At 57.1% G+C, this 16307-nt stretch carries 17 protein-coding genes and 1 riboswitch; of the genes, 10 read left to right on the forward strand and 7 right to left on the reverse strand.

The window, feature by feature from the left end; all coding sequences use genetic code 11:
* Window positions 1-8: 8 nt before the first annotated feature.
* A complete protein-coding gene (locus ATE40_RS10735) occupies window positions 9-254 on the reverse strand; it encodes a YoaH family protein (RefSeq protein WP_063918495.1) in 246 nt (81 codons plus the stop codon).
* A 62-nt stretch (window positions 255-316) separates the two neighbouring features.
* Window positions 317-1318, reverse strand: a complete 1002-nt coding sequence (locus ATE40_RS10740) for a glycosyltransferase (RefSeq protein WP_063918496.1) — start codon at window positions 1316-1318, stop codon at window positions 317-319.
* A gap of 531 nt (window positions 1319-1849) precedes the next feature.
* On the opposite strand from ATE40_RS10740, the gene pabB reads away from it, so the two are divergent.
* The 4 genes from pabB (at window position 1850) to ATE40_RS10760 (ending at window position 7464) form a co-directional block, all read left to right on the forward strand.
* Entirely contained in the window at window positions 1850-3223 is a 1374-nt protein-coding gene (gene pabB, locus ATE40_RS10745) for an aminodeoxychorismate synthase component 1 (RefSeq protein WP_063918641.1), read from the forward strand.
* Window positions 3220-3798, forward strand: coding sequence for a CoA pyrophosphatase (locus ATE40_RS10750; RefSeq protein ID WP_063918497.1), 579 nt, complete (start codon window positions 3220-3222; stop codon window positions 3796-3798). Before pabB ends, ATE40_RS10750 begins: the two co-directional genes overlap by 4 nt.
* Window positions 3799-4246: 448 nt before the next feature.
* Window positions 4247-5611, forward strand: coding sequence for an L-serine ammonia-lyase (gene sdaA, locus ATE40_RS10755; RefSeq protein ID WP_025159820.1), 1365 nt, complete (start codon window positions 4247-4249; stop codon window positions 5609-5611).
* Window positions 5612-5877: 266 nt separating this feature from the next.
* The gene (locus ATE40_RS10760; protein ID WP_019452840.1) at window positions 5878-7464 is read left to right on the forward strand and encodes an EAL domain-containing protein; all 1587 of its coding nucleotides are present in this window, start codon (window positions 5878-5880) and stop codon (window positions 7462-7464) included.
* Between the two features lie 16 nt (window positions 7465-7480).
* Here the strand turns inward: ATE40_RS10760 and ATE40_RS10765 are convergent, their stop codons facing one another.
* Window positions 7481-9025: a TerC family protein gene (locus ATE40_RS10765; RefSeq protein ID WP_063918498.1), complete on the reverse strand. Its 1545-nt coding sequence runs from the start codon at window positions 9023-9025 to the stop codon at window positions 7481-7483.
* A gap of 562 nt (window positions 9026-9587) precedes the next feature.
* Here ATE40_RS10765 and manX point away from each other — a divergent pair.
* From manX to mntP, 5 genes are all read left to right on the forward strand, one after another.
* Window positions 9588-10547 carry a PTS mannose transporter subunit IIAB gene (gene manX, locus ATE40_RS10770; protein WP_025159821.1) on the forward strand — a complete coding sequence of 320 codons (960 nt, stop codon included), beginning with the start codon at window positions 9588-9590 and terminating at the stop codon, window positions 10545-10547.
* Between the two features lie 56 nt (window positions 10548-10603).
* On the forward strand, window positions 10604-11404 hold the full coding sequence (locus ATE40_RS10775; protein ID WP_015378156.1) for a PTS mannose/fructose/sorbose transporter subunit IIC: 801 nt from the start codon (window positions 10604-10606) through the stop codon (window positions 11402-11404).
* Between the two features lie 15 nt (window positions 11405-11419).
* Window positions 11420-12262, forward strand: coding sequence for a PTS mannose transporter subunit IID (locus ATE40_RS10780; protein ID WP_015378157.1), 843 nt, complete (start codon window positions 11420-11422; stop codon window positions 12260-12262).
* Window positions 12263-12316: 54 nt separating this feature from the next.
* Complete coding sequence (locus ATE40_RS10785) at window positions 12317-12775, forward strand: DUF986 family protein (RefSeq protein ID WP_019452843.1); 459 nt, start codon at window positions 12317-12319, stop codon at window positions 12773-12775.
* A gap of 217 nt (window positions 12776-12992) precedes the next feature.
* Window positions 12993-13176: riboswitch (yybP-ykoY riboswitch) on the forward strand.
* 11 nt (window positions 13177-13187) lie between these two features.
* Entirely contained in the window at window positions 13188-13757 is a 570-nt protein-coding gene (gene mntP, locus ATE40_RS10790) for a manganese efflux pump MntP (RefSeq protein WP_025159822.1), read from the forward strand.
* 62 nt (window positions 13758-13819) lie between these two features.
* Here the strand turns inward: mntP and rlmA are convergent, their stop codons facing one another.
* Window positions 13820-14638 carry a 23S rRNA (guanine(745)-N(1))-methyltransferase gene (gene rlmA, locus ATE40_RS10795; protein WP_063918499.1) on the reverse strand — a complete coding sequence of 273 codons (819 nt, stop codon included), beginning with the start codon at window positions 14636-14638 and terminating at the stop codon, window positions 13820-13822.
* 161 nt (window positions 14639-14799) lie between these two features.
* Here rlmA and pgeF point away from each other — a divergent pair, with 161 nt between their 5' ends.
* A complete protein-coding gene (gene pgeF, locus ATE40_RS10800; RefSeq protein ID WP_019452846.1) occupies window positions 14800-15516 on the forward strand; it encodes a peptidoglycan editing factor PgeF in 717 nt (238 codons plus the stop codon).
* A 52-nt stretch (window positions 15517-15568) separates the two neighbouring features.
* On the opposite strand, the gene cspE is transcribed toward pgeF, so the two are convergent.
* The 3 genes from cspE to ATE40_RS24680 all read right to left on the reverse strand — a co-directional run bounded on the left by cspE (window position 15569) and on the right by ATE40_RS24680 (window position 16172).
* The gene (gene cspE / locus ATE40_RS10805) at window positions 15569-15778 is read right to left on the reverse strand and encodes a transcription antiterminator/RNA stability regulator CspE (RefSeq protein ID WP_002221949.1); all 210 of its coding nucleotides are present in this window, start codon (window positions 15776-15778) and stop codon (window positions 15569-15571) included.
* A 41-nt stretch (window positions 15779-15819) separates the two neighbouring features.
* On the reverse strand, window positions 15820-15936 hold the full coding sequence (locus ATE40_RS24185; protein ID WP_002211058.1) for a DUF2627 domain-containing protein: 117 nt from the start codon (window positions 15934-15936) through the stop codon (window positions 15820-15822).
* A 68-nt stretch (window positions 15937-16004) separates the two neighbouring features.
* Complete coding sequence (locus tag ATE40_RS24680) at window positions 16005-16172, reverse strand: hypothetical protein (protein ID WP_154746349.1); 168 nt, start codon at window positions 16170-16172, stop codon at window positions 16005-16007.
* Window positions 16173-16307: the final 135 nt, after the last annotated feature.

The raw sequence follows: 16307 nt of genomic DNA on the forward strand, positions 1-16307 counted from the left end.
CGATAACATCAATAATCTTCGTCTTCTTCGGCATCGTCATCCAACGACGCATCCGGCGCGACTTCATGCTGCTCGTCTTCATCATCGTCATCGAACAATACCGCAACCTGAGCGCCCTGATGCTTCTCACGAATTTCCTGCGCAACGCGAGCAATGGCTTCACCGCTGCTCATGCCCTGCTCCATCAGTTGATGGATGCGATCCGCCGCTTCCTGCTGCTCCGCGTGACTCAGTAATGGCATACCTGCATGCATGTGTCGTTCTCTCCGGCAAAAGGGAGAAGGAGTATACGCGCTAATGCGGCGGATCCCAAGCCTCAGGCCGGTTGCGAACAGCCGTTATCGCTGCGCCACTGCTTCAGGCGATGCCGCCACAGCATGACATGCCACCCCTGCTTCACGCCGCGCGCATTGGCGGACATCGCTCTGTCGATGCCGCGCTGATAAAACTCTTCGGTAATCTGATTCTGGGCAAGCGGATCCGGCTCACGACGAATGCTATGGCAAATGCCCAACGCTTCGCGGGTGATTTGCCAGTGGAAAGCCGGACGAATGGCAATGCTGCCTGCATAGCGCAGGTTGAGCCGCTCCAGCATTTCGACGATTTTCATATAGTGGCGTTGATAATCCACGTTTGCTTTGCCGGTGCGGCGACGATTGCTGATCGACTTATCGTGCACCCGTTGACGGTACAGCGGCGTGCTTAAATACTTGACCCGCTGGGCATTAAACATGACTTCGGTCGTCCAGGGAATATCCTGATGATGTAACCCTGGTTCAAAATAAAGCTGATGCCGGCGGATAAAATCGAGGCGATATATCGCCAGCCATACAACGTGAATAAATTTTCGCGATTTCAATGCCCGTTCTAACCACTGTACGCCGGTGATAACGTCGGTGGTCTGTAAACGCTCTTGGGGAAAGATCGGCTGTAATTCGTCCTCACTGGCGAAATAGCGCTCGCCATTGCATTGCATCACGTCTAATTGATGCAGCTCGGCCTGTTCCAACAGCGTGGAATACATTTCTGGCGCCAACAGATCGTCGGCATCAGGAAACGCCACATATTTGCCCCGGGCGACGGCAAGACCGGCATTACGCGCATTGGAAACGCCGCCGTTGGCCTGATCGATCACTCTAATATGCGAATGCTGCGCCGCGTAACGGTGCGCAGTCTCACCCGAGCCGTCGGTAGAACCATCATTGACGATGATCACCTCCAACCGTTGTTCGCGCTGCGCCAACAACGAGGCCAGGAAGGGTTCCAGTAATTCTCCCGCATTATGCATCGGGACAATAACGCTCAGCATTAACGACATAGGCAGCTCTTCAATGATAATGTAACAAAATAATAATTTTATTTTTTTAGATAAAACCCACCCGTTCAGCGCTGGAGGAAAATGGCTGCTGATAAGGCACAGGCATTTCCAATACAGGCCAAATAAGATTAGTCTTATTTTTCTCTTTTCATGCTACGGGCAAGAAACGTTATATAATCAACCGTTAATCCAAAAATAATCGCCTCACCCTCTCAATACCGGGCGGTGCATCCTTTTCTCTTTTTTTTGATAACGAAGAGAAACAGTAAATTTGCGAAATTAACGAGTAATCTTTATATTCTTCGGGTTGCGCGCCCTCGATTGAAATACTTCCAGCTAACTTTAACGCTGAATTTTTAACATATTGAAGTGTAGTTAATGGCGCAAAAAATGCCTTATTTAAGGTCTATTGAGCTGCTGTTTATGTGAACTGTGCTTCATGTCGCGCATGGCAAGACATGCATGCCGCGGCCGTCTATGGCACACTAACGGCCGATATCGCCGCCCCCACAGCCAGGTTTATTGACGTTCATGAGCGTAACAGCCCCAAACATAAAGTCTTTGCCTTACAGCCGCAGCGCCCTGATGACGCTTTTCGCCCCGCTTTCATCCTCCCCTTGGGCGATGCTGCTGCATTCGGGGTTTGCCGAGCATTCGCATAACCGCTTCGATATCCTGGTCGCTGAGCCGCGCGTTACGCTCACCACCCATGGCGCCACCACCGAAATTTGTTGTGACGGCGTCACAAGCCTGTCTGAGGAAGATCCGTTTGCCCTGCTGCAACAACAGTTGGCGACGCAAGGTTGGCAGCCGGCCTTCAATCCAGATCTGCCGTTTCAGGGCGGCGCCCTGGGGCTGTTCGGCTACGATCTCGGGCGCCGGGTGGAAACTTTGCCACAGTTGGCCGACGCCGATCTCACTTTGCCGGATATGGCGGTAGGCATTTATGACTGGGCGCTTATTGCCGACCATCGGTTGCAAACGCTGACGCTGCTCAGCTATGGCGACGTGGAACAGCGCTGGCGCTGGCTCAATAATCAAACCGCGCCGACGGAACGCCCTTTTGCGCTGCTGAGCGACTGGCGCGCCAATATGAGCCGGCGGCAGTACGGTGAGAAATTCCAACGCATCCAGCACTACCTGCGCAACGGAGATTGCTACCAAATTAATCTGGCGCAGCGATTCTCCGCCGACTATCAAGGGGACGAATGGCAGGCATTTTGTCGCTTGAGCGCCAGCAATCGCGCGCCCTTCTCCGCTTTCCTGCGTCTACCGCACAACAGCGTGCTGAGCGTCTCTCCCGAACGCTTCCTGTGGCTGGAACAGCAGCGCATCCAAACCCGCCCGATCAAAGGCACGCTGCCGCGGCTGGCAGACACGGAACAAGACGCCGCGCAGGCTCGCCGCCTGGCGGATTCTCCCAAGGATCGCGCCGAAAATCTGATGATCGTCGATCTGCTGCGTAACGATATCGGCCGCGTCGCCCAACCCGGCAGCGTACGGGTGCCGCAACTGTTCGCCGTGGAGCCGTTCCCGGCGGTACACCACCTGGTAAGCACCATTACCGCGATCTTGCCGGACCAGGCCTCAGCCACCGCGTTGCTGCGCGCCTGCTTCCCCGGCGGGTCGATCACCGGCGCCCCTAAGGTGCGCGCGATGGAAATCATCGAAGAACTGGAGCCGCAGCGCCGCAATGCCTATTGCGGCAGCATCGGATATCTGAGCGCCTGCGGCACCATGGACACCAATATCACTATCCGCACGCTCGTCACCGAAAACGGGCGCATCCACTGCTCCGCCGGCGGCGGCATCGTGGCGGATAGCGAGGAACAGGCGGAATACCAGGAAACCTTCGACAAGGTGGGCCGCATTCTGCCGCAGCTTGGGGAGTGTGAGCTGTCGTGATCCCATCGAATTCACCGGCCTCTCTGCACGCCTTTATCAGCCGTTTTCAGCTGCAGCTGCCGCAGGCGGCGCAGATCTCGCACAACGTGCGCCCGGCGGCGGTGTTGATCCCGATTATCTGTCGCTCAGAGCCAACGCTGCTGTTGACTCGCCGCGCCGACTCGCTGCGCAAACATGCCGGCCAGGTGGCCTTCCCCGGCGGCAAAACCGACGCCGAAGACGGCTCGGCGATCGTCACGGCGCTGCGTGAGGCGCACGAAGAAGTGGCGATACCGCCGCAAGCGGTGACCGTACTCGGCCAAATGGCGCCGCTCGACAGCAGCACCGGATTTCAGGTCACGCCTATCGTCGGCCTGATCCCGCCGGAGGTGCAGTTCCGGGCCAATGAAGGCGAAGTGGCGGACGTGTTTGAGATGCCCCTTCGGGAGGCGCTGACCCTGTCGCGTTACTATCCGCTCGATATTCATCGCGCCGGGCATACGCACCGTATCTATCTCTCCTGGTATCACAGCCAGTTTATCTGGGGGCTGACCGCCGCCATCATTCGACGCCTGGCGCAACAGGTCAGCATTTAGCTGCCATTGCGTGATCTGACTCGCAATCTGGCATGACTATCGGCTTTCCGCTGCGGGTAAAGCGATCGAAATCACTTCATTTGATCGCTTTTTCAACTACCGTTGCGGTTGAATGGTTTTAAAAAAACTGTAAACCCTCTCTTAAACCTTACGAAATACCTGTAAAATACCACCGTCCGAGATAAACCACTGTAGAAACAGGGATTAAGCCGGCGGCGCTCAGCAAGGAAAAGCGGGCGCGATTACCGTTAATGGAGCTTGGGCGAAAGCGGATGCCACGCACAAGGGTTCGCCCCGGGTAATCAGTAAAAAAAGTGACACCACGGATTATTTAATTTCATGCGAAAAAGGCAGCCGAACCCGCACGGCCCTTTTACAATATCGCTGTTCCCTGCGCGGTTTTTAACCGCCGCAGCCATAACAATACGTCTCTTTAAGGAGTTTTAGCGTGATTAGCGTTTTCGACATGTTTAAGATCGGCATCGGCCCGTCCAGCTCTCATACGGTTGGACCGATGAAAGCCGGCAAACAGTTTGTCGACGATCTGGTAAATAAAGGCCTGATGCCTTCTATCACGCGTGTTGCCGTAGACGTTTACGGCTCACTCTCATTGACCGGCAAAGGTCACCATACCGATATCGCCATCATTCTCGGCCTGGCCGGCAACATGCCGGACACCGTCGATATCGATAGCATTCCGGGTTTTATTCGCGATGTAGAACAACGTCAACGCCTGATGCTGGCCAACGGCCTGCATGAAGTCGATTTCCCACGCGACGGCGGCATGGTCTTCCGCAGCGACAACCTGCCGCTGCATGAAAACGGCATGCAGGTTCACGCCTTCGCCGGCGATAAAGAAGTGTACAGCAAGACCTATTACTCCATCGGCGGCGGTTTCATCGTCGACGAGGAGAACTTCGGCAAGGCAGCCGAGCAAGAACTGCAAATGCCTTATCCGTTCAACTCCGCGCGCGAAATGCTCGACCACTGCCGCGAGACCGGGCTGTCGCTGTCCGGCATGGTGATGCAGAACGAACTGGCGCTGCACAGCAAGCAAGAGATCGACACCTACTTTGGTAACGTCTGGCAAACCATGCGCGCCTGTATCGATCGCGGTCTGAACACCGAAGGCGTGCTGCCGGGGCCGCTGCGCGTACCGCGCCGCGCCTCCGCGCTGCGCCGCATGCTGGTGGCGTCGGACAAACTGTCCAACGATCCGATGAACGTGATCGACTGGGTCAACATGTTCGCACTGGCGGTTAACGAAGAAAACGCCGCCGGCGGACGCGTGGTCACTGCGCCAACCAACGGCGCCTGCGGCATCGTGCCTGCCGTGCTGGCTTACTACGATCACTTCATTGAGTCTGTCAGCCCCGACATTTACATCCGCTACTTTATGGCAGCGGGTGCGATCGGTGCGCTGTACAAGATGAACGCCTCCATTTCCGGCGCCGAAGTCGGCTGCCAGGGGGAAGTGGGCGTCGCCTGCTCCATGGCGGCGGCCGGCCTGGCCGAACTGCTGGGCGGCAGCCCTGAGCAAGTGTGCGTGGCGGCAGAGATCGGCATGGAACACAACCTGGGGCTGACCTGTGACCCGGTCGCCGGCCAGGTGCAGGTGCCGTGCATCGAGCGCAACGCCATCGCCTCGGTCAAAGCGATCAACGCCGCCCGCATGGCTCTGCGCCGCACCAGCGAACCGCGCGTTTCGCTGGATAAGGTGATCGAAACCATGTACGAAACCGGCAAAGACATGAACGCCAAATACCGTGAAACCTCTCGCGGCGGCCTGGCGATCAAGGTGCAATGCGACTGACAGACAACCCCGCCGCCGGCGGGGTTTTTTATGGGTAATCAATTCATTGGCCGCTTTAGTGACAATGTCACCAAAAAATATCCTGCATTTTTCTCATCGATCCGACGGTTAGCCTGCAAATTGGCCTTCTGTTTTACCAAACTGAAATAATTTACTGAGTTACCATCAATCTTGTATAACCTCAGGCTAGAATTAGCCGAGCGCAACTTAAGGATCTATGGTCTGACTGTGACTCGGAGCTGGATTACCGAACAAGGATTTACCGGATGTTGATGACCCACCTCGCCGCGTCCCGATATCGTTACTACCGTTGGCTGCTGGCCGGAGCGGTGGGCGTGGCTATTCTGTTGGTATCGCTGTATACCCGTTACTACCAAGAGGTCAAAAGCATCGAACAGAGCCAACAGACGTTGGCCACCCGTACCGTTGGCAAGATCAACCAACTGTTGAGCCCGGCGCAGCTACAGGCGGAACGCAGTATGGATATGCTGGATCAGCCCTGCGAGAACGTCTCATCGACCCTGCGTTTTCGCGCCGCGCAAAATCAGGCGCTGCGCGCCATGCTGCTGGTGAAAAACGGCATCATTTACTGCTCCAGCCTGTTCGGCGCCCGCCATTATCAGATGGCCGCAGTGATGCCGACCCTGGTCAACAGCAATGCCCGGTTGGCGCTGCGCCCTTCGCTGGCGGTCAGCAAAGGTCTCCCCACGTTAGTATTGTGGACGCCATCTCCCACCGATAAAACCAGCGGCGTGCTGCACGTCTTCAATATCGAACTGCTGTCCAACTTTTTACTCGAGCCGCAGGAACCTTATGTTCAGCGAGTGGTGCTGAACGTCGCCGACAGCAGCCTGGAGTATGGCCGCCGTGAAATATTGAGCCGCGATACCCTGACTAACGATCTGCGCTACACCGCCGGTTCCGCGCTGTACCCCTTCTCAATTTCACTGTTCGGGCCACAGATTGGCATGCTCGCGCTTTCCGCGCTGCCGCGCCATATTCCGCTGGCGCTGCTGATCAGCCTGCTGGCGGCCTATGTGGTCTATCTGCTTACCGCTAACCGCATGAGCCTGTCTTATCACATCGGCCATGCCATCACCCATCGGGAATTTCGCGTCTACTGCCAGCCGATCATCCACAGCGACACCGGGCGCTGCGCCGGCGTCGAGATGCTGCTGCGTTGGAAAAAGAAGCGGCAGGGATGGATCTCGCCCGACGTATTTATCCCATTGGCCGAACAGCATGAGCTGATCATTCCGCTCACCCGCTATCTGCTGAACACCGTGACGGAAAACCTGCAGCTGTTCCCGCCGCGGCCGTCGTTTTACATCAGCATCAACGTCGCCGCCGAGCACTTTAAAACGCTCGATATCATCGACGATATCCGTCAGATTTGGCTGCCGGCGCACCCGATGCCGTCACTGATGCTGGAGCTGACCGAGCGCACCGCGCTGTCGGCGATCCAGTACGACCAGATCCGCACGCTGAAAGACATGGGCATCATGCTGGCTATCGACGACTTCGGCACCGGCCACAGTTCGCTGAGCTACCTGAAAAATCTCAGCCCGGACGTGTTGAAGATCGACCGCGGGTTTACCGCCGCCATCGGCACCGACGCGGTCAACGCCACGGTAACCGACACCATCATTACGCTGGCGCAGCGCCTGAAGCTGAAACTGGTGGCCGAAGGGGTAGAAACGGCGGAGCAGGCCGACTATTTGCGCTCGCGTGAGGTCAATGCCCTGCAGGGGTATTATTTCGCCAAGCCGATGCCGATCCACGTTTTCCCCCTGTGGTTACAGCAGTACGAATCGCGCGTCAGGAAAGCAGAAGAGAATACGCCGGAGGCCTGAGCCTCCGGCGGGAAGGTTACGAATGCGTTGATTCGTCAAACACGACGCGGGTAACGCGCACCAGTTCGATGCGGTATTCGGAGACCTCGACGATATCGAAACGCAGGTGGTTCAACTCGATGGTATCCCCCGCTACCGGCATCTGGCCATAATGGGCCAACAGCAGCCCGGCCAGAGTGGCGTAGTCGGCGGTAGGGCTGACCAGGTCATCGCAGGCCAGGGCCTGCTCCAGCGAGTGCAGGTCGGTCCCCCCCTTCACCAGCCAGCCGTCGCCTTCCGCCACGATGTCAGGCGTTTCATCTTCGTCCGGGAATTCACCGGCAATCGCCTCCAGCACGTCCAGCGGCGTCACCAGCCCCTGCACCACGCCGAATTCGTTGGTGACCACCACCAGACGTCCTTTGGCGCGACGCAGCACCGCCAGCAGCTTGATGACATCCATGGTTTCCGGCACCACGATCGGCGGCGTGCGGGCGGCGAACTCGGCGATATCTTCACCCTGTTCCAGCGCCACCAGCAGATCCTTGGCGCGCACGACGCCGACAATCTCATCCACCGACTCGCGGCATACCGGGAACAGGCTGTGCGGCGTATCCAGCAGCTGTGCGCGCACCTCTTCGCGAGAACGCTCGCAGTCGACCCAGGAGATCTCGGTGCGCGGCGTCATCACGCTGCGCAATGAGCGCGAGGCCAGCGTCAGCACGCCGCTGATCATATAACGCTCTTCCGCCGCAAAGGTTTCATCCCTCGGCAACGCGACCGCGTCGTCCGTCTGCTGCGCACGCTGCTGCCCCATCAGGCGCATGATCGCTTCCGCGGTGCGCTCGCGCATCGGGCGACGCGCCTGATGCTTAATGAAGTTACGGCGCGCGATCTGGTTGAACAATTCAATCAGGATCGAGAAGCCAATCGCGGCATACAGATAGCCTTTAGGAATGTGCAAGCCGAAGCCTTCGGCGATCAGGCTCAGGCCGATCATCAACAGGAAGCTCAGGCACAGCACCACGATGGTCGGGTGCGCGTTGACAAAGTTGGTCAACGGCTTGGATGCCAGCAGCATCACCGCCATTGCGATCACCACCGCCGCCATCATCACCGGCAGATCGTTCACCATGCCCACGGCGGTGATCACCGCATCGAGCGAGAACACCGCGTCCAGAATCACGATCTGTACCACCACCGCCCAGAACTTGGCGTAGCCGCGGTTGGCGCCGTCCTGATGCGACTGCCCCTCCAACCGTTCATGCAGCTCCATGGTGGCCTTGAACAGCAGGAATACCCCGCCGAACAGCAGGATAAGATCGCGGCCGGAAAAACTGAAATCGCCTACGCTGAACAGCGGCGTGGTCAGCGTCACCATCCAGGAGATCACCGACAGCAGGCCCAAACGCATCAACAAGGCCAGCGACAGGCCGATGATGCGCGCTTTATCGCGCTGCTTCGGCGGCAGCTTGTCGGCCAATATGGCGATGAACACCAGGTTGTCGATGCCCAGCACGATTTCCAGCACCACCAGCGTAAGCAACCCCGCCCAAATAGAGGGGTCCATTAAAAATTCCATATCAGACTCCAGAGAAAAGTGGGAATGAGCGCAAGCCGCTCAGACGTGACGATGCCGCCGCTGCATGGGCGCAGTCGACAATAGCAAGGTGACGGAATGGGGTTACCGGGAGGTGGCCGGACGGCCGAACAGCATATGTAACGCCAGCAGGTGGCGGGTGAAACCTGGAAAAACAGTAACTTCGGTGACAGTCCATAGGGAGGGCTGAGGCCCTTCACTCCTTAGTGATGAAAGAGGAAATTACTGTATCAGGATTTTTCTGGGGGACAAAGCGGCTTTTTCAACGACGGTTTAGGATGACGCTCCGTCATATCCCCCATGACAGCTAAGATTTCTCCGAGCATTCAATAGCGGAGCAACGTCACAAAAAATATTTTTTCACTCACTAAAATAAATGGCGCGTTCGTGAAATATCGCGCACAGGCATTTGAAACTGCGTGAGAAATGTTAGGGGTGCGTTTCTTTTTTTCTACCATAATGTATCTGAACCGCGGAAGTGACTGCCAAAACGGCGCGGAGGAACGACACAAACCGCGCCTGGAGTTCAACGAGGAGGTAGCGAGTGGCAATAGCTATTATCATCGGCACACACGGGGCTGCAGCGGAACAACTGCTGAAAACGGCGGAGATGCTATTGGGCGAGCAGGACAACGTCGCCTTTATAGACTTCGTTCCCGGTGAGAATGCCGAAACGTTAATCGTCAAATACAATGAAAAAATCAGTGGGTTGGATACCAGCGGCGGCGTGCTGTTCCTGGTGGATACCTGGGGCGGCAGCCCGTTCAACGCCGCCAGCCGCATTGCGGTCGACAAAGAACACTATGAGGTCGTCACCGGAGTCAACATTCCGATGCTGGTGGAAACCTTCATGGCGCGGGACGACAACCCCGCTTTCGATGAACTGGTGGCGCTGGCGTTGGAAACCGGCCGCGAAGGCGTGAAAGCGCTGAAAAAACCGCAGGAAGAACCCGCAAAACCCGCAGCACCCGTCGCCAAAGCCGCTGCCCCTCAGGCGCCGCTGGGGCCGAACGACCACATGAAAATCGGCCTGGCGCGCATCGATGACCGCTTAATTCACGGTCAGGTCGCCACCCGCTGGACCAAAGAGACCAACGTCAGCCGCATCATCGTCGTCAGCGACGAAGTCGCTGCCGACCATGTGCGCAAAACTCTGCTGACTCAGGTCGCCCCGCCGGGCGTCACCGCCCACGTGGTGGACGTGGCGAAGGCCATCCGCGTCTGGAACAACCCGAAATACGCCAACGACCGCGTGATGCTGCTGTTTACCAACCCGACCGACGTCTGGCGGCTGGTGGAAGGCGGCGTGGATATCAAATCCGTCAATATCGGCGGCATGGCGTTCCGTCAGGGGAAAACCCAGGTGAACAACGCCGTATCCGTCGATGAAAAAGATATCGAAGCGTTTAAGAAACTGAACGATCGCGGTATCGAGCTGGAGGTGCGCAAGGTCTCGTCCGACAGCCGGCTAAAAATGATGGACCTGATTAACAAACTCAATTAGTGGCGCCAGCCGCTGATTATTTTACTCAGAGCTTTTTTGGTCATAGGAGAAGTGCAATGGAGATCACCACTCTTCAGATTGTGCTGATATTTATCGTTGCCTGTATCGCCGGGATGGGTTCCGTCCTCGACGAGTTCCAGTTCCACCGTCCGTTGGTCGCCTGTACCCTGATAGGCTTCATCCTCGGCGACATGAAAACCGGCATCATCATCGGCGGTACGCTGGAAATGATCGCCCTGGGCTGGATGAACATCGGTGCGGCGGTCGCGCCGGATGCCGCCCTGGCCTCCATCATCTCGACCATTCTGGTCATCGCCGGCGGGCAAAGCGTCGGCGCCGGTATCGCCCTGGCCATTCCGCTGGCGGCAGCCGGCCAGGTATTGACCATCATCGTGCGTACCCTCACCGTAGCCTTCCAGCACGCGGCGGACAGCGCAGCGGAGCGCGGCAGCCTGCGCGCCATTAGCTGGATCCATGTCGGTGCCCTGCTGCTGCAGGCGATGCGCATCGCCATCCCGGCGGTCATCGTCGCCATCTCGGTCGGTACCGCCGGGGTACACGCCCTGCTCAACTCGATCCCGGAAGTGGTCACCAGCGGCCTGAACATCGCCGGCGGCATGATCGTGGTGGTCGGTTACGCAATGGTGATTAACATGATGCGTGCCGGCTACCTGATGCCGTTCTTCTATCTCGGTTTCGTGACCGCCGCCTTCACCAACTTCAACCTGGTGGCGCTCGGCGTCATCGGCGTGGTGATGGCCGTGCTGTATATCCAGCTCAGCCCGAAATACAACAAGTCTCAGGTTGTACAGGCCGGCCCGGCTAACGCGAACGATCTCGATAACGAACTCGACTAGGAATAGGTGAGAGAAATGGTTGATACGACTGCTCAAAAGAAACTCACGCCGGCCGATATTCGCGGCGTATTCCTGCGCTCGAACCTGTTCCAGGGTTCATGGAACTTCGAACGCATGCAGGCGCTGGGTTTTTGCTTCTCGATGGTGCCGGTGATCCGCCGCCTGTATCCGGAAAACAATGACGATCGCAAACAGGCGATCAAGCGCCACCTTGAGTTCTTCAACACCCACCCTTACGTGGCGGCGCCGGTGCTCGGCGTAACCATGGCGATGGAAGAGCAACGCGCCAACGGCGCGCCGATTGACGACGCCGCAATCAACGGCATCAAGGTCGGTTTGATGGGGCCGTTGGCAGGCGTCGGTGACCCGATCTTCTGGGGCACCGTGCGGCCGGTGTTCGCCGCGCTCGGCGCCGGCATCGCCATGAGCGGCAGCCTGCTCGGGCCGATCCTGTTCTTCGTGCTGTTCAACCTGGTGCGCCTGCTGACCCGCTACTACGGCGTGGCCTACGGTTACCGTAAAGGGGTGGATATCGTCAACGACATGGGCGGTGGTTTCCTGCAGAAACTGACGGAAGGGGCGTCCATTCTCGGCCTGTTTGTCATGGGGGCGCTGGTCAACAAGTGGACGCACGTGAATATCCCGCTGGTGGTGTCCAAGATAACCGACCAGACCGGGCATACCAACGTCACCACGGTGCAGACCATCCTCGACCAGTTGATGCCGGGCCTGGTGCCACTGCTGCTGACCTTCGCCTGTATGTGGCTGCTGCGCAAGAAAGTCAACGCGCTGTGGATCATCATCGGCTTCTTCGTCATCGGCATCTTTGGCTATTGGATTGGCCTGCTGGGCCTGTAATCGTTAGAAACGGCCGGGGGGCGACCCCCGGCTTTTTTATGTGTGGAGCAAGAGATGTCACTGACCGACGCCGTACTGATGCTGTTTATCGCCCTGCTGTTGCTGTACTCGCTGTATGACGAATTCGGCATGGATCTGCTGAAAGGCAAAACGCGGCTTAAAGTGCCGCTCAAACGCCGCAACCGCCTCGACAGCCTGATTTTCGTCGGCCTGATCGCCATTCTGATTTACCGCAATGTCACCGACAATGGTGCGGTACTCACCACCTATCTGCTTATTTCTTTAGCGCTGCTTGCGATCTATATCTTTTATATTCGCTCCCCCAAGATGCTGTTTAAAGCGCACGGTTTTTTCTTCGCCAATGTGTTTGTCGAATATAACCGCATTAAAGCCATGAATTTATCGGAGGATGGCATTCTGGCCGTCGATCTGGAACAGCGCCGGTTGTTGGTTCAAGTGACGCACCTGGACGACCTGGAGAAGATTTATCATTTTTTTGTTGATAATCAATAAATAAAGAAACAGTCATTTTTCCATTGCTCAAACCCTGCGCTGCTTATGGATAATTAATCGGCAGCGTAATTCCCTTCTGACTATTATTTCCGCAACATTGTTACCCCTGGCTACATTATATTCCCAGATGAAATTAGATTAATGAAAACGAGTCTCAATTAAGAACAAACATTGCCACAGAATAAGGTTGTCGGTGGCGGAAATAATATGGTATGGTTGCGCCGTCATTGGGGAGTAGCCGGTTTCTGGAGAATAAAACGCCAGAAACGCCCGTATCAACATACTCGTTTCGCCGTAAGAAACGTGGTGCGGGCAGCCAGGTAAGGTTGGCGAGACCATAGACACGTAACTCCGTCGTTTGGTTGGGGGTGGGTTACGTGTATATGGAGCCACCCGGCCGAGGCTATTTCACATGAACCTTTCAGCAACACTTATTCTCGCTTTCGGCATGTCCATGGATGCTTTCGCCGCTTCGATCGGTAAAGGCGCCAGTCTGCATCAGCCCCGTTTCCGCGAAGCGATCCGCACCGGCCTGATCTTCGGCGTGGTCGAAGCGATCACCCCGCTCATCGGTTGGGCCATCGGCCTGTTCGCCAGTCAATACATCATGGAATGGGACCACTGGGTCGCCTTCTCGCTGCTGTTCATTCTCGGCATGCGCATGATCGTCGAAGGGGTGCGCAACAGGCCCGATGAAGAAGAGAAGGTCAAACGTCATGGCTTCTGGTTGCTGGTCGCCACCGCCATCGCCACCAGCCTCGACGCCATGGCAATCGGCGTCGGTCTGGCCTTCCTGCAGGTGAATATCGTGCACACCGCGATGGCCATCGGCTGCGCCACCATGATCATGGCGACGCTGGGCATGATGATCGGCCGCTTTATCGGCCCGCTGCTGGGCAAACGCGCCGAGATCCTCGGCGGCGTGGTGCTGATCGGCATCGGCGTCAACATCCTGCTGGAACACCTCGGTTATCTGGCCTGAGGCGATTGCTCTGCAAAAAAAACCTGCCGCGGCAGGTTTTTTTGTTTCTGAGCCCGGCGCTTTTAAGCCCGACGCCGATACAGCGCCAGGACGAAATCCGTCTCGCACACAAACTCCCCGCCGTCGGCCAACCGCTGCTGCACCTCCGGCGTGGCGCGCCAGGCGAACGGCGTCATCTGCAGCAGATTGGCGGCCTGCGTCCCCGGCAGGGTCATCGTATAGGCCAGCGTCTCTTTGCGCTCGCAGTCGAAACCGGCGAACTGTTCGTCCTGTTCGGCATGCAGCTGCACCTGTTGGTACACCTGCTCTTTCAGCTGGTACAGATGGCGTGGCCCCGGCGAAACCGTCACCACTACGCCGCCCGGTTTTACCACCCGCGCCAGCTCCTCCGCCTTGCAAGGCGCATAAATGCGCAGAACCGCATCCAGCGCCCCGTCGGCGAACGGCAAACGGTGGCTGGAGGCGACGCAGAACGAGACCGCCGGATAACGTTTGGCAGCATAGCGGATCGCCACCTTGGCGACGTCCAGCCCATAGACCGTCATATTGCGCTTCTGTGCCAGCCGTGCGGCCACGGCGGCGGTGTAGTACCCTTCCCCACAGCCTATGTCCAATAACGCGCCTGCATCGGCCGCCAGCGCCAAATCCAGCCACTCGGCGACCTGCTCTTGCAGCGGCTGATAAAATCCGCCGTCGAGAAATGCGCGCCGCGCCTGCATCATTTCCGCGCTGTCCCCCGGCTGCTTCGATCGCTTGTGCTGCACCGGCAGCAGATTGACGTAGCCTTCTTTCGCTTGATCGAACTGATGATTGCCGTCGCAACGCCATTGTTGTGAGGAAAAATGCAGCGGCTGATGACACAGGGGACATTGATAAGACATGAATGGGCTTCCAGAAAGACAGGGCGCGGCTAGTCTAAAGAAGGCGCCGGCCCGATGCAAGGCGCATCCCCGCTCGCTTTCACCGCCAACAACACCTGGCCAAGCGGGGAAAAAGCTGGCTACACTGAGAGTCTGTTTTATCACGCAGGTGAAAATAACTTATGAGCGATCGTTCCGCGCTGCTCGATGCGGTGCCCCACATTCAGCACGGCTTCGGCAGCAAACTCGCGCTGCTGCCAGGGCATCTGCTGCCCTACAGCGCTACGCTGCCGGAAAAGAAGCAGGTGCACGGCACCCGCATCGTCGACGTGTTGCAACCGGCGCAGGCGTGCGGTGAGGCCGACGGTTTCTACACCCGCCAACCCGGCATTCTGCTCAGCGTGCTGACGGCGGACTGCCTGCCGGTGCTGTTCAGCCGCCGTGATGGCGGCGCCATCGCGGCGGTACACGCCGGTTGGCGCGGGTTGCTGGACGGCATTCTGGAACAGATGGCGGCGCGCATTCGCCAGGACGGCGACACCGCCGATTGGGTGGTTTCTATCGGCCCCGCCGCCGGCCCGTGCTGCTACGAAGTCGATGAAGCGCTGGTTGAAAATTTTAAACAGCGCCTGCCGCTGCCCGCTGCGCTGATCAGCCCGCATTATCGGCATCTGGATCTGGCCGCGATTGCCGAATACAAGCTGGCGGCGCTGGGCTTCGCCGCCGTTGACCGCGCCGGCAGCTGCACCATCTGCACGCCGGACGTCGACCCACAGCGGCCGCAGCGCTACAAATACACCAGCTATCGCCGCAACAGCCACCGGCGCGCGCAGGATCCGACGCATCCGGGGATCAAAGGCCGTAACCAGTATGCCGCCATCATCATCGCCGCCGGATGACGGAAACGAAAAAGCCCGCTCGAAGGCGGGCTTTTTGTACAGCTGACGCTGATTAGATAGCAGTAACGTTTACTGCAGATGGACCTTTCTGGCCATCTTGGATTTCGAACTCAACGTTCTGGCCTTCAGCCAGGGTTTTGAAGCCGTTACCCTGGATTGCAGAGAAGTGTACGAACACGTCTTTGCTGCCGTCAGCCGGGGTGATGAAACCGAAACCTTTAGACTCGTTGAACCACTTAACTTGACCTTTGATCTTTGCCATCTTGAGTATTTCCTTTGGATTGTTTAAACCGCCCGAGGGCGTTACATAGACAAACTAGAGTCGTTACTGCTTGAGGCACTAAGATAAGGATCGGCAGAGAAGCGGTATTCAACGCTAACGTCTTTACTCAGAACTTCTTTACTGAAAATGCCACACATATACAGAACTGTACCTCGTTTTACCCAGATGCGTTATCACATACTCTGTATGCGATGGCAAGCCATTTTTAATCACTGAACGACATGTCGCACATATTTGAAACGGTCGAGAGCCACATTTGCCTAAATAGGCCAAAAGATGTTGAAGCATCGGCTATTTTCTGCTTGCCGAAAACATCGCGCCAAGCCCCGCATTCTGGTGATGTTTTAACAAAACTTTCATCGTTTTGACGCATGTCTATCCGCTCTTTTTCACCTTTTCTGCGCTTATAGCGTTAAAAAATTTGAATCTTTATGGAATTTGATATGCAACATTTGAATATCGATGAACGGGGAGCCATTTACGCCATGCTCCTCCGACCATTTACCGC

It is taken from the genome of Serratia surfactantfaciens, from assembly GCF_001642805.2.
GTDB lineage: Bacteria > Pseudomonadota > Gammaproteobacteria > Enterobacterales > Enterobacteriaceae > Serratia > Serratia surfactantfaciens.

What these genes read in the sequence shown, in the direction of transcription:
- ATE40_RS10765 (WP_063918498.1), bottom strand. Translation starts at nt 9,025, where the DNA reads ATGGAATTTTTAATGGACCCCTCTATTTGGGCGGGGTTGCTTACGCTG.
- ATE40_RS10780 (WP_015378157.1), top strand. Translation starts at nt 11,420, where the DNA reads ATGGTTGATACGACTGCTCAAAAGAAACTCACGCCGGCCGATATTCGC.
- ATE40_RS10785 (WP_019452843.1), top strand. Translation starts at nt 12,317, where the DNA reads ATGTCACTGACCGACGCCGTACTGATGCTGTTTATCGCCCTGCTGTTG.
- pgeF (WP_019452846.1), top strand. Translation starts at nt 14,800, where the DNA reads ATGAGCGATCGTTCCGCGCTGCTCGATGCGGTGCCCCACATTCAGCAC.
- ATE40_RS24680 (WP_154746349.1), bottom strand. Translation starts at nt 16,172, where the DNA reads ATGCGTCAAAACGATGAAAGTTTTGTTAAAACATCACCAGAATGCGGG.
- ATE40_RS24185 (WP_002211058.1), bottom strand. Translation starts at nt 15,936, where the DNA reads ATGTGTGGCATTTTCAGTAAAGAAGTTCTGAGTAAAGACGTTAGCGTT.
- pabB (WP_063918641.1), top strand. Translation starts at nt 1,850, where the DNA reads ATGAGCGTAACAGCCCCAAACATAAAGTCTTTGCCTTACAGCCGCAGC.
- rlmA (WP_063918499.1), bottom strand. Translation starts at nt 14,638, where the DNA reads ATGTCTTATCAATGTCCCCTGTGTCATCAGCCGCTGCATTTTTCCTCA.
- cspE (WP_002221949.1), bottom strand. Translation starts at nt 15,778, where the DNA reads ATGGCAAAGATCAAAGGTCAAGTTAAGTGGTTCAACGAGTCTAAAGGT.
- ATE40_RS10735 (WP_063918495.1), bottom strand. Translation starts at nt 254, where the DNA reads ATGCATGCAGGTATGCCATTACTGAGTCACGCGGAGCAGCAGGAAGCG.
- ATE40_RS10775 (WP_015378156.1), top strand. Translation starts at nt 10,604, where the DNA reads ATGGAGATCACCACTCTTCAGATTGTGCTGATATTTATCGTTGCCTGT.
- mntP (WP_025159822.1), top strand. Translation starts at nt 13,188, where the DNA reads ATGAACCTTTCAGCAACACTTATTCTCGCTTTCGGCATGTCCATGGAT.
- ATE40_RS10760 (WP_019452840.1), top strand. Translation starts at nt 5,878, where the DNA reads ATGTTGATGACCCACCTCGCCGCGTCCCGATATCGTTACTACCGTTGG.
- ATE40_RS10740 (WP_063918496.1), bottom strand. Translation starts at nt 1,318, where the DNA reads ATGTCGTTAATGCTGAGCGTTATTGTCCCGATGCATAATGCGGGAGAA.